Origin of the sequence: Pseudobdellovibrio sp. HCB154 (assembly GCF_046267985.1) — a bacterium.
GTDB lineage: Bacteria > Bdellovibrionota > Bdellovibrionia > Bdellovibrionales > Bdellovibrionaceae > Pseudobdellovibrio.
Genome location: NZ_CP176530.1, coordinates 1,641,676 through 1,654,835, shown reverse-complemented (window position 1 = coordinate 1,654,835; position 13,160 = coordinate 1,641,676). Strand labels below are relative to the sequence as shown.

General features: G+C 40.8%; 9 protein-coding genes. 6 read left to right on the top strand and 3 right to left on the bottom strand.

Annotation, left to right across the window (positions count from 1 at the left end):
- Nucleotides 1-35: 35 nt before the first annotated feature.
- Both ACKWCF_RS08085 and ACKWCF_RS08080 read right to left on the bottom strand, forming a co-directional pair.
- Nucleotides 36-4,217, bottom strand: coding sequence for a tail fiber domain-containing protein (locus ACKWCF_RS08085; protein ID WP_409480206.1), 4,182 nt, complete (start codon nucleotides 4,215-4,217; stop codon nucleotides 36-38).
- Between the two features lie 139 nt (nucleotides 4,218-4,356).
- A complete protein-coding gene (locus ACKWCF_RS08080; RefSeq protein WP_409480205.1) occupies nucleotides 4,357-5,247 on the bottom strand; it encodes a hypothetical protein in 891 nt (296 codons plus the stop codon).
- Between the two features lie 168 nt (nucleotides 5,248-5,415).
- On the opposite strand from ACKWCF_RS08080, the gene ACKWCF_RS08075 reads away from it, so the two are divergent.
- Entirely contained in the window at nucleotides 5,416-6,114 is a 699-nt protein-coding gene (locus ACKWCF_RS08075) for a VC0807 family protein (protein WP_409480204.1), read from the top strand.
- 122 nt (nucleotides 6,115-6,236) lie between these two features.
- On the opposite strand, the gene ACKWCF_RS08070 is transcribed toward ACKWCF_RS08075, so the two are convergent.
- Entirely contained in the window at nucleotides 6,237-7,025 is a 789-nt protein-coding gene (locus tag ACKWCF_RS08070) for a hypothetical protein (protein WP_409480203.1), read from the bottom strand.
- A gap of 136 nt (nucleotides 7,026-7,161) precedes the next feature.
- Between ACKWCF_RS08070 and sohB the strand changes: the two genes are divergently transcribed.
- The 5 genes from sohB (at nucleotide 7,162) to ACKWCF_RS08045 (ending at nucleotide 13,151) form a co-directional block, all read left to right on the top strand.
- On the top strand, nucleotides 7,162-8,178 hold the full coding sequence (gene sohB / locus ACKWCF_RS08065; protein ID WP_409480202.1) for a protease SohB: 1,017 nt from the start codon (nucleotides 7,162-7,164) through the stop codon (nucleotides 8,176-8,178).
- Nucleotides 8,179-8,323: 145 nt separating this feature from the next.
- Entirely contained in the window at nucleotides 8,324-9,319 is a 996-nt protein-coding gene (locus tag ACKWCF_RS08060) for an ABC transporter ATP-binding protein (RefSeq protein ID WP_409480201.1), read from the top strand.
- Between the two features lie 10 nt (nucleotides 9,320-9,329).
- Nucleotides 9,330-10,334 (top strand): ABC transporter ATP-binding protein, encoded by a 1,005-nt coding sequence (locus ACKWCF_RS08055; protein WP_409480200.1) that lies wholly within the window; start codon nucleotides 9,330-9,332, stop codon nucleotides 10,332-10,334.
- A complete protein-coding gene (locus ACKWCF_RS08050; RefSeq protein WP_409480199.1) occupies nucleotides 10,331-12,058 on the top strand; it encodes a peptide ABC transporter substrate-binding protein in 1,728 nt (575 codons plus the stop codon). Before ACKWCF_RS08055 ends, ACKWCF_RS08050 begins: the two co-directional genes overlap by 4 nt.
- Nucleotides 12,059-12,179: 121 nt before the next feature.
- A complete protein-coding gene (locus ACKWCF_RS08045; RefSeq protein WP_409480198.1) occupies nucleotides 12,180-13,151 on the top strand; it encodes an ABC transporter permease in 972 nt (323 codons plus the stop codon).
- Nucleotides 13,152-13,160 lie beyond the last annotated feature (9 nt).

Sequence of the window (13,160 nt, the reverse complement as noted above, 5' to 3'; positions counted from 1 at the left end):
TAGATTAGGCTACAAAACTATGAATGATTTATTTTTTACTTACAAATAGACGCCGCAGGATCTTTGCTGCAGAGGTAGTCTTTAATCGCTTTATTTTCTTGTTTAAGATTAGCGTTTTCAGTTTCTAACTTTTGCACTTTTTCTTGCGTTGAAGCGATTTCACGCGTGTGCATTTCAGTCGCGATAAATAACGCCTCAATTTTCTTTCTGATATTTTTAATCGCCGCTGTTAAATATGGAGTCAGCTTTGAGTAATCGACTTTCCATAATTTAAAACCTTCTTCTTTAGGTTTTAAATTTGGATCAGCATCCCCTTTGGTGACCGCATCAGGAATAACTTCAGCTAACTCTTGGGCGATAAAACCTTCACCGTGCGGTTGACCTTCGGCGTATTTCCATTCCCACTGGCGTGGTTGAAGACGATTAAAGATCTCATCGATTTTATTTTCTTCAAGATCGCGGATATTTCCTTTTAAACGACGGTCTGAAGCTGTGTTAAACGTCGTTGCCGTTCCATTGGTATTTATAGTTCCGACTTCGCCGTTTGGATTTACGAAAATGATTTGGTTAGAATCGGTCGTATTCGGAACACTGATACCAATACCGTATCCAGCAGCATTTGAACTTACGATGTTTAATTTATTCGGTTTTCCGGCAAGCATGTCTGCTGTAGTTCCGATTCCCACGTTACCAGCAGCCGTAATTGTCATTTTTTCTGTCATATCAGCAACAAGCGCACCGGCTGCACCAACTGCATTGTTTGAAGTAAAGAAATGAAGACCATTTGCAAAGTCTATAGTCGCAGGCTTTCCAGCACCACCAGCATAACGAGTACCTACATTGTAATAAGAGTTTCCACTCACCTGTGGCGCATTGTGCGTCAGAAATAATGGTCCTGTGCCAGTTCCTACATCACCAATCTGCACATTCGTTTGCACGCCACCACCTGATGAATTGCCGTTAGACACGTGAAGTGTTTTTAACGGGTTTGTCGTACCGATACCCACATTTCCATTTGGATCTACGCGCATTCTTTCAGAACCACGCGTTTGCATAATGACAGCACTGTTTGAGCTTCCGGCCGTTCCGGCTTCCAACACAAGATGTACGTACGAAGTATTTGAGCTTCCAGATTGATTAGCCTGAAGATGTAACTGTCCGTTAGATTTAATTACATAATCATCATTATCATCTGTCGCCCCTGATTGAGCACCGACAATAATGCTACCGGAAACCTGAAGTTCTTCACCAGGTGTTGATGTGCCGATACCGAGTGCCCCACTAGTTTTTAATGTCATGAGGGTTGGTCCAGCATTCTCTGAGCTGTCATAACCGAAGTTTAAATCTGCGCCATTCGCCCATAACACGGGGCCTGTGTAACTTCCCGCTGTATTACGGTAAAGTTGTAGCGCCGTAGTTCCGTTGGTCGACGTTGCGCGAATTATCGAATTTCCTGTCGTCGGTGCCACATCGAGAATTTGTCGTGGTGCTGTTGTACCGATACCCACATTACCATTATGATCAATGCGCATTCGATCTAATGTCGTGCTCGTTCCATTGGTCACTGTTCTAAATGAAATTGCTGAACCGATAGCTGATCCATTCCAGTTTTCAGTTGTGTGAAAGCGCACATGCGCACCTGTTTGCCAATTCGAACCATCAAAACCAACCGGAGAAATTGCCGTAATAAGATCATTTGATAATAATGGCTGTGGATTTGCTTTCGATCCGCGCGAGCGATAAGCCACAAAAAGAGGATTTTCTGTATCCGAATAAACTTTAGTGGCCATTCTTCCACCAACACTTGTGCCTTCAGCCTCAAGAATTAATCCCGCACGGTCTGGATGAAGCGCTGTTGCAGGCTGCGTGCTAACTATGTGTAATGTTGTAACTGGTGCCGAAGTACCAATACCCACACTACCCGCTGAAGCAATACGAAGTCTTTCTACACCGGCCGTAGAAAAACCTAATTCATTACTTCCGCCGCTGCCATTCGGGTTAAACATCCCCGTATCAGAATCAACATTGAAAGCATAAGAAGGATTGGTCGCACTACCACCAGTGAAATAAATCTGCGGGCCTGCGCCACCTGAATTAAAACTAAAACTTGAATTTGTCAGTTGCGCGCGCATACCACTCGCAACAGAAAAACCTAAATACCCACTGGCATTATAAAGGCCAGTTCCCATAGCGTTTGCAAAAGTAATTGAAGGTGAATTGAACGCACCATCGGCGGCATAAATTGTATTTGTACGAATCGAGCCGCTCACGTGTAATGTTTGTGTCGGAGTCGAAGTTCCAATACCCACATTGCCAGATGAAAAATTAATTGTTGAACCAGAGGCCGTCCATTGCGAAGCGGCCATCGAAGCCACAGTGTTTTGCAATGTAGAAACTGTCGCACTATTTGCTGGTGTATAACCAAGAGCTGAAGCAATCGTCGATGATGTGACACCTACACCCGTTGCTAGTGTTTTACGTGTGCTTGTACCGTCTGTATAATATAAATTGGTTCCATCATATTCAATAGCACCGGATACTGGTGTAGTTAATAATGTTGAAGAGGTTAATTTAAATGCTGCCGTTGTTGCTGTGCCTGCCGGCAAATGAAGTCTTGCTGTCGGTGAAGTAACACCAATACCTACGAAACCTGCGAAATGATTATTCGAATTAATGCCGGCAGAATAAAGATTATAAGTTTGTGAAGCAACTACCGAACCTGTATTCGCAATATAGACACCATAATTTGATTGGGCAGCCACACCGGAAGCATCAGCAAAGATCCCAAAATTATTAGTAATTGATCCACCCTGCGAGCTTGAAGAAAAATAACCGCCGTAAGAACTTCCAACATGACCATTGTAAGCATAAGATCTTGAATAAACACCATACATACTCGTCGCCGTACTTGAACCATTATGAACGCTTAGAGTAAACAAGCCTCCGACCTCGCCTACAGTACCTGAGCCATTGTTATCCGCCACTACATAATCGCCAACAAGACTTGCATGATTTCTTGAATTTCCAGGTGCATTTTGCGTGTAACCAAATCGACCGACAGCAATAGTTCCATTGTTGCTATCAGCATTAAACTTAGTTGAAGCTACTTCTCCTGCGGTAATTTGCGCCGACAGATCTGTTAGTGAATCTTGTCGAAAAAATGGAGAATTATAAGTCATCGAACCAAATAAAGGCCCCATATTGAAAGCTCCACCTGTTGGCGGAGTATTACCTGTCACAACTGGTCCTGACAGATAAGCACTGCCTGAAACAGTTAAGCGCGATGTCGCGTTACTTGTACCAATACCTACATTACCATTTGAATAGCTAATGGCCGTTCCACTGCTTATCCACTGCGAAGCTGTCAAAGCTGACATCGAAGCCGAAAGATTTGAAACTGTAGTTGAAAGAGTCGAAACGGCGCTTGTTAGCCCCGATACCGTCGATGAAACTGAAAACACATTTCCAGATAAAGTATTTACCGTAGAAGAAACTGAATTTAAATTATTTGAAAGTGAACTAACAGTTGATGAAACCGACGAAACTGTTGAATTCACCGATGTAAAACTAGCTGGCTGAACAGGTTCATAGCCAAGGGCTGCGATCACAGTTGAACTTGTAACCCCGCCGCCACTTACCGATTCACAAGAAAAGCTAATACCGTTGTAACCTAAAGCTTGCCCAGGAACACAACTTGGAAGTCCACTGATTTTTTGCGCCTCAGTCGCATACATCGCGTAAGGTACGGCGTTGATATTCATTGCCGGCAATGTTTGCCAACCCGTGCCGTCATGAAATTGCATCACGATTTTTCGAACGTCACTTGCGCCAGGAGAATAAGTTCCAGGTCCACCCGCATCACAAGATAATGTTGGTGTGATATTCGAAAACACTTCTGCGAAAGTAGTTGCTGATACAGGATAAGTTTTAACACCCGATCCTAACGAGAAAGAAATTAATCCCGCTGTTGAAGCCATATTCACTGACGAATAAGTTTCAGAATATAAAATACAAGCTCCTGCCGGATCTAAAATCGTGAACTTAAAATTCACACTTGAAGATTCTAACGGAAGCCCATCAGGTTTAATAATTTTAGCTTGGTAAGTCGTGACGCCAGGATTTGCAATGGCCGAAAGCGTGTTCGCAAAGACAAACACGAATAATAATAAACCGAAAAAATTCAGTTTTTTAATTAGGCCAATATAGCAGTTTTTCACTCTTAACTTGTCGGAATTTTTGACAAAATAATTGAACTTTTGCTGACTTAAAAGCTGCTGTAAATGATCTAATAAACAAAAACGCCACTAAGCTCTAGACCTTAGTGGCGCTAAAAAGTGTCTCGAATTAAGAAATAAATTACTTAATGTTTGTGTTTACTGCCGCTCCCGCAAACTCAGCACGGCAGAAACTTGCGTTTCTTGGTAATGTCATTTTTGTGAATGACTTGTTCGACTTCGGAGATAATAGAACTGCATCGATTCCTGAATCATCAGCGATTTTTGCAAAGTCTTTATCGAAGTATTGGTAATTCCACTGACCTTGCACTAAAGTTTGCGAAGGATTTGGATTATTCACAGTTACAGTAACATGCGATTGATCCGCAGGAATTTTACAAACCGCTGTTAGGTTTTTTTGATCTAGCATGAAGCTTGATGTTCCTGTATTTTGCACGAATAAATCTTGTTTAACTTTATGAGTTTGCGTTTCAGCTTTTGAGTAAGCTTGTTCGTAAATTGGTTTTAAAGACGACCATTTAGCCTCACAACCTGCAAAGTTAGCTTCAAACGCACGACCTGATAAGTCTGAACCGTGTTTGTTACCAATTTTTTCAGCGCGACCGTTTGAGCAGAACGCGTTTTTAAAAGTACTCTCCATTGTGTTTTTTAAAGATGTGTATGAAGACATAGTCATACAAGCACCGATTTTTTTCTCAACATCAGTTTTTGATAAGCCCGCCTCAACAGAAGTTTGAGTTAATTTTACAACTTCAGCTGTTTGGCAAATTTGATTTTTCTTTTCTTCGTAACCAGCACGGTAGTCAGCTTGGTATTGAGATTTAGAAAACTCAGCACCTTCACAAGAATCAGCTGACTTCAAACCTGGCATATTGATATTGCCGTTAACTGCATCTTGCGCACCTTGGCTTTTGGCTGCGTTTGAATTGCAAGTTAATTTTTGAATCATGGCGCATGAGCCAGTCATCATTAGAACAGAAACTAATACAGAAACTTTAATTGATGTTTTCATGAAAGAAATTCTCCTAATGAAATTAATTGAGCCTGTGATTTTTAAGCTTTGCAATCTCGTAGCGCGTAAAGCCTAAAATAAAAGCAATGCCGTTATGTCGTTGACGGCAAAACCAGTCCGGTAAGACAATCTTTGACTATGTCGAAATCAAATCCCAACAACAGTTTTATGCACATCTTGGTAAATATTATTTTACCGGTCTACATTCTTAATAAGGGATCAAAATGGGGACTAACGCCGACAAGCGCGCTTTTTATCGCTTTAGCTTTACCACTTTGTTCGGGTGTTTATTCAATCTATAAAAACAAAAAAATGGATTTCATTTCGCTTCTAGGTTTACTTAATATTTTAATCTCAGGCACGTTATCATTAATGGCTTTAGGTGGAATTTGGTTCGCGGTCAAAGAAGCCTTATTCCCATTATTAATCGGCGTATTCGTTTTAGTTTCAAGCTTTGGCAAATCACCCTTCTTCGAATCATTATTCTTAAATCCGGCCGCTTTTGACGTTGATAAAATTCAACAAAAAATCACCGAGACAAATAAAGAATCAGATTTCAGAAACCTAATGAAAAAATCGACGCAATTATTATCGCTGTCATTTTTAATGAGCGCCTTCTTAAATTTTTTCTTAGCCATCAAGATCTTCACACCATTATCTGAATCACTAACAACAGAACAAAAACAAGATCTACTAAACCAACAATTAGGCCAAATGACGATGTACTCATTATTGGTGATCCTAATCCCATCAATCATCTTCTTAGGCGCAATCTTATTCTACACCTTCAAAAAAATGACAGCCCTAACAGGCCTATCAACAAACGACCTCTTCATCCAAGAAAAAGTAGCCCCAAAAGCTAACTAATTATTTTACTATTCTACGATTATAGCACTAAGGACGACCGAGAGGTCGGCCCTTTAGAATAAGGTCAGCCGAAGGCTGATCAAAGCAAATTCCGCCAACCAAGACTGCGGTTACACGAAGACCTAGAAATCCCACCCACCCTCAGGCGGAGGCGGAGGCGGCGGAGGCGGAATCGGCGCGTCGCCGAAGCCTGAATCAAAAGTCCCCGGCGCATTACCAAAATCCGTTGGTGGAGGTGGTGGTGGCGGGAAATCTTCAAAACTATCCTGTGGAAATGAATTGAAATCCGCTGGAGGTGGTGGCGGAAAATCGTTGTAATCCCCTTGAAAACCACCGCTTGGGTTAAATCCGCCACTCGAAGAACCAGAAGAACTGCCTCCACCGAATGAAGATCCACCTTTTGTCCATTTGTTACGGCCACGTTTACGTAAATCATAACGAGGGCGATTGTTATAAATACCCAATTCTTCTTCTTCAGAAGTTACATCTTGTGGCGCAAACTGAGCGATAATATTTTTCTTAATAGAGATGTGCTGCTTACGGCCTTCTTCAACCACACGTTGTGCACGTTGTTTTTCTTGAACATCATTGTAGTACTCTGGCGAAACTTCTTGCGGCTGACCTTCAGAATCAATAATTGAACGCTGCGCAGGTTTTCTTGTTTTTTTATACTCGCCAATAGACTTTTCACGGTTTAAATCCCACTTTTCTTGCTCTTCAAGCCATAGTGCCAAACCCTGATTTTGTTCTTTTTGTGATTTCTTTTTTTCGTCTTCAAATTCTTTAAAAGCTTTACGGCGATTCGCTTCGTGTTGCAGATCTTCTTTTAAACGATCAGCTAAATCTTGATCGTATGCGAAGCATTTGATACTAAAAACAATACAGCTAAGAAGTAAGAGTAAATATCTCACACCTCTTTTATCTCACAAATCATCAAACTTGGCGTCATTTGAACGTGAAAATCAGCCCTATTCCCGACTTTTGTCTTTATCTTGTTCCGGTTTTACAGTAAGTTTTTGGCACCTTTAAAAAAGAGAAAGGCATGTTATGGAGATTCTTCAACAATTAGGTTTATTCTTCGGACAAACACTGATTATCGTATTAGCGATCGTAGCGGTGATTTTAACGATCACAGCGGCCGCGGTAAAAAGCAAAGCTTCAAAAACTTTTGAAGTCGAAATCATCAACGACAAAATTGATGATCAAAAAGAGGCTTTAAACTCAATCATCTTAAGTGAAGAAGATTTCAAAAAAGAAAAAAAGCGTCTTAAAAAAGAAGCCAAAGAAGAAGATAAAAATCCAAAAAAATTCAGTTACTTATTAGACTTCCTTAAGGGTGACGTTGAAGCTTCTTCAGTGGATCACTTAAAAGAAGAAATTAACGCCGTTCTTGCTGTTGCTCAAAAAGGTGACGAAGTTATTTTACGTATCGAAAGCCCGGGCGGCGTGGTTCATGGTTACGGCTTAGCCGCAGCTCAAATTTTACGCCTTCGTGAAGCAGGCCTTCAAGTGACGGTTTGCGTGGACAAAGTGGCCGCCAGCGGTGGCTACCTGATGTCATGTGTAGCTCATCAAATTATCGCGTCCCCGTTTGCGATCATCGGTTCCATCGGTGTTGTGGCACAAGTGCCTAATTTTAACCGTTTGCTTAAAAAACATGATGTTGAATACAAAGAATATACGGCGGGCGATTACAAACGCACTGTAAGTCTTTTTGGTGAAATCACAGAAAAAGGCGAAGCTAAATTCCGTGAACAACTTGAAATCACACACCTGTTGTTTAAAGGCTTTGTCGGCAAATTCCGCCCACAGCTAAACATGGATAAAGTGGCGACGGGCGAATACTGGTACGGCCAAACAGCTCTAGAGTTAAATTTAATCGATAAAATTCAAACGAGCGATGATTACATCTTAAACAAAACTAAAACTCACAAAGTTTTAAAAGTATCTTGCGAGAAAAAACCAACCCTTTCAGACAAGCTATCAGACGCTTTAAGTAAAAGTGTTTCTTTAACAATCGACAAACTCATGGCTAAAAAACAAAGCCTTGAGACGCGAGTGTAATTCGAGAAACAACTAATATTGCTGCGCATCAACACGATGCCAGCTTTATTTATAACTAGAGTTCAGGTACTAAATGCACAATGAAAAAGTCCCCCTATGGGATTGCCGACTTTTTCAGCTTGCTTAACAATGAGGGAATGAAGCATTGGAACCCGTTTTAAAAGTTCGCGATTTAGAAACTACATTTTATTTAAAAACTGGGCCGTTCCGCGCGGTTAATCGTATTTCTTACGATATCGGACGTGGCGAAACTTTAGGTATCGTTGGCGAATCTGGTTGCGGTAAATCTGTCACTTCATTTTCTTTAATGCAATTAGTAGCAACGCCAGGAAAAATCACTCACGGTTCTGCTATTCTAACAGCTCCAAATTTAGGGAGCGTTGATCTTGTTAAACAAACCTCAGCACAAATGGAAAGCATTCGTGGTGGAAAAATGGCGATGATTTTCCAAGAACCAATGACTGCTTTAAATCCGGTATTAACTATCGGTTACCAAATGGATGAACAAATCCAAAAGCACTTAAAATTAAACGCTAAAGATTCTCGTGATCGCGCCATTGAAATGCTTCAATTAGTAGGTATTCCATCGGCAGCTGAGCGTTACACGGCGTACCCTCATCACTTATCAGGCGGTATGCGCCAACGTGCGATGATTGCCATGGCTTTATCATGCAATCCAACTTTTCTAATCGCCGATGAGCCAACAACAGCGTTAGACGTAACAATCCAAGCGCAAATTTTAGAATTATTCCAATCTCTTCAAGAGAAATTCAATATGTCAGTTCAGTTCATTACGCATGATTTAGGTGTAATCTCTGAAGTTTCAGACAATGTGTTAGTGATGTACGGCGGACAAATGTGCGAAAAAGGAAATACACAAGATGTATTAAATTCTCCACGCCACCCGTACACTGCAGCGTTAATTGAATCGCGTCCAAAAATCGGTGTTCATTCAGCTCGCTTAAAAACAATTGAAGGTTCAGTTCCTGCTCCGCATGAATTACCTGCCGGCTGTCCTTTTGCGACTCGTTGTACTCGCGTAAAAACTGAGTGTTGGTCTAATAAACCACCGATGACTCCATTTATTAACTCTTCAGGCCGTGAGCAATCAGTGGCTTGCTTTAACCCGGTTCCGCAATAGGTAAGACAAAATGAGCGAACAAACTTCAGAAAACATTTTAGTCGCAAAAAATATTAAAAAATATTTTCCTATTAAAAAGGGTTTCTTCTTACGTCACGTAGGCGATGTAAAAGCTGTAGATGATGTAAGCTTAACAGTTCGTAAAGGTGAAACTTTAGGACTAGTGGGCGAATCTGGTTGTGGTAAATCTACATTAGGTCGTACGTTAATCCGCCTCTACGAACCAACTTCTGGTGATATCGAGTTTGAACACAAGAATTTCTTAGAAGCTTCAGGTAAAGAATTACGTGCAGCCCGTAAAGATATTCAAATGATCTTCCAAGATCCGTACGCATCTTTAGATCCGCGTATGACTGTTGGTCAAATCATTGAACAACCGTTCGTGATTCACAACATCTTAGGCCCTAAAGAACGTGAAACTCGCGTAAAACAATTATTAGAACTAGTAGGACTTCGTCCGTCACACATCAACCGCTACCCGCATGAATTCTCTGGTGGTCAACGCCAACGTATTTCAATTGCGCGTGCGATTGCACTCGATCCAAAACTAATCATCTGTGACGAACCAGTTTCTGCCTTAGACGTTTCTATCCAGGCGCAAATTTTAAATCTTCTTAAAGATTTACAAGAGCGTTTACAGTTAACTTATATTTTCATTTCGCACGATTTATCAGTGATTGAGCACGTGTGTGACCGCGTAGCGGTTATGTACTTAGGCCGTATCGTTGAAATCACAACACGCGAAGAATTATATAAAAACCCACACCACCCGTACACTCACGCATTATTAGGATCGATTCCTTCAATCGGGACTGGTAAAAAGAAAATGGCGAAAATTTTAACCGGAGAAATTCCTTCTCCGATTAATCCGCCATCGGGTTGCACGTTCCACCCACGTTGTCCTTACAAACAAGACAAGTGTGTGACTGAGCGTCCTGAGCTTACGGGAGACGTAGGCCACCAAGCTGCATGCCATTATAAATTAAATTCAACGACACAAAAGGAGTTGTCATGAAAAATTTAACGGGTCTTTTAGTAGTAGCAATGTTAGTTGCTGCTTGTACTAAAAAAGACGCTGGTCAAACAGCGGACGTACAAGCTCAAGGAACTGGTGCTAAGTTAACAAACAACGAATTAAAAATCGGTATCTCGCAAGAGTTCGAAAACTTTAATCCATTAATTTCATCTATGTTAGCAACAACATACATGCAACGTATGGTTAATAGAACTTTAGTAACTATCGATGCTGACGGCAAATGGGTTCCACAATTAGCAAAAGCTATCCCTTCTATCGAAGCTGGTACAGCTAAGGTTATCAAAGTTGGCGGCAAAGAGAAAATCCAAGCTACTTGGGAATTATTAGACAACGCAGTTTGGGGTGACGGCACTCCTATCACTTGTGACGACTTCGCTTTAGCAGTTAAAATTGCTTCTTCTCCGAACGTTGGTGTAGGCGAAAAAGAAGTTTATACTCAAGTTGAAAAAATCGAACTAGTAGATAAAAACCCTAAAAAATGCTTATTCACATACGAAAAAGCAAAATGGGATTTCTACATGTTAGGTACTTTCTACCCAGTTCCTAAACAATTGGAAGAAGCTGTATTTAAAAAATATGGTTCGCAAAAAGAAGGCTACGAGAAGAATTCTATCTACTCTAAAGAGCCTACAAATGTTGGTCTTTTCAACGGCCCTTACGTGATCTCTGAGCTTCAATTAGGTGACCACGTGACGTTCGTACCGAACCCTAAGTTCTACGGCACACAACCTCACATCAAAAAAATTATCGTAAAATTAATCCCGAACACGGGTACGCTTGAAGCGAACTTACGTTCTGGCACAATCGATTTAATCTCGACGTTAGGTTTAGCTTTAGACCAAGCTTTAGCTTTCGAGAAAAAAATCAAATCTGAAGGTTTAGGTTACCAAGTTTTATTCCAACCATCGACTGTGTATGAACACATCGATTTAAACTTAGACAACCCCTTCTTAAAAGATGTTCGCGTACGTAAAGCTTTAAACTTCGCGATCAACAAAGAAGACCTTGTTAACGCTTTATTTGAAGGTAAACAACAACCGGCAATCCACTCGGTGACTCCACGTGACCCATGGTTTACGGCTGATCCGGCTAAAGTAACTGTTTACAAATACAACAAACGTGAAGCAGAACGTTTATTAGACGAAGCTGGTTGGAAACCAGGTGCTGATGGCATCCGCGTAAAAGACGGCAAACGTTTATCTTTTACAGTGATGACGACGGCTGGAAACAAAACTCGTGAATTAGTACAAGTTTACTTACAGAACCAATGGAAACAAGTGGGTATCGAAGTGAACGCTAAAAACGAACCAGCTCGCGTATTCTTCGGTGAAACAACTAAGAAACGTGCATTTGATTCTATGGCGTTATTTGCTTGGGTTTCTTCTCCAGAAAATACACCTAAATCTACTTTCTCTTCTAAAAATATTCCAACAGCTAAAAACGGTTGGTCAGGCCAAAACTACATGGGCTGGTCAAACGCTACTGTAGATAAAACTTTAGATGCTTTAGACACTGAAATGAAACATGAAAAACGCATTGAAATGGTTCATGAAGTATTAAAAGCGTACACTGATGAAGTGCCAGTATTACCATTATACTACCGCTCTGACGTTGCCGTAATTCCAACGCAGCTTAAAGGCTACCGTTTAACGGGTCACCAATTCCCAGAGACAAACGTAGTTGAAAACTGGAATCTTGAATAGTTCCTTAGGAACTATTCAATTGTTTTGATCAGCCTACTCGGCTGACCTTACTCTAAAGGGAGCGCTTCACGCGCTCCTTTCGTGTTAAAAGATATTTTGTTTTTTTGAGGAACCTTGAACGATGACTACATATATTCTACGCCGTTTAGTTCAGACTTTGATGGTAATCGTAATTTTGTCTTACGTTTGCTTTAGCCTGATGACTTTAATGCCTGGTGATCCGGTTGAGTTAATGATTTCGGCTAATCCGAAAATCACTCAAGAAGACGTTGTTCGTTTAAGAGCTTTCTATGGTTTAGATCAACCTACATATATGAGATATTTTAACTGGGTAGGCGAAATCGCTAAAGGTGATTTAGGTTACTCACGTACTTACCGTATTCCCGTGACTGAGATGATGGGACCATCTTTAAAAGCGACTTTTGTTCTTTCAATGGGATCGCTACTTTTTTCTATCTTAATCGGTGTACCACTTGGTATTTACTGTGCTTTAAAACCTAATTCAAAAATGGATTATGTTGTTAATATGTTTAACTTCGGGGGAATTTCACTTCCTTCCTTCTTCTTAGGTATCGTTTTAATTATTATTTTCTCTGTAGGTTTAGGCTGGTTACCTGCCGGCGGATACCAAACAACAGGTATGCACTATGATAGCTGGTTCGCAGAAATGTTAGATAAAGCTAAATATTTAATTTTACCAATTTTATCTTTATCAGTTCAATCGATCGGCCGCTTCTCGCGTTTTGCAAGATCTGCGATGGTTGAAGCCATGAGAAATGATTTTATCCGCACGGCCCGCGCAAAAGGTATGTCTGAAAAAGTTGTTATCTGGAAACATGGTTTTAGAAACGCTTTAATTCCACTTATCACAATCGTTGCGATCAGCTTTTCTTCAGTTTTCTCTGGAGCGTTAATCACTGAATCGTTATTCGCTTACCCTGGTGTAGGCCGTTTAATTTATACATCTATCATTGGTAATGACTTTAACGTGGCGATGATTTCATTCATCATCTCGATTGCCATGGTATTAATTATGAACCTTGTCGCTGACTTATTGTACGGCGCCGCTGACCCGAGAATCTCGTACAAGTAAGAGGATTAA

What these genes read in the sequence shown, in the direction of transcription:
- ACKWCF_RS08080 (WP_409480205.1), bottom strand. Translation starts at nt 5,247, where the DNA reads ATGAAAACATCAATTAAAGTTTCTGTATTAGTTTCTGTTCTAATGATG.
- ACKWCF_RS08075 (WP_409480204.1), top strand. Translation starts at nt 5,416, where the DNA reads ATGCACATCTTGGTAAATATTATTTTACCGGTCTACATTCTTAATAAG.
- sohB (WP_409480202.1), top strand. Translation starts at nt 7,162, where the DNA reads ATGGAGATTCTTCAACAATTAGGTTTATTCTTCGGACAAACACTGATT.
- ACKWCF_RS08055 (WP_409480200.1), top strand. Translation starts at nt 9,330, where the DNA reads ATGAGCGAACAAACTTCAGAAAACATTTTAGTCGCAAAAAATATTAAA.
- ACKWCF_RS08050 (WP_409480199.1), top strand. Translation starts at nt 10,331, where the DNA reads ATGAAAAATTTAACGGGTCTTTTAGTAGTAGCAATGTTAGTTGCTGCT.
- ACKWCF_RS08045 (WP_409480198.1), top strand. Translation starts at nt 12,180, where the DNA reads ATGACTACATATATTCTACGCCGTTTAGTTCAGACTTTGATGGTAATC.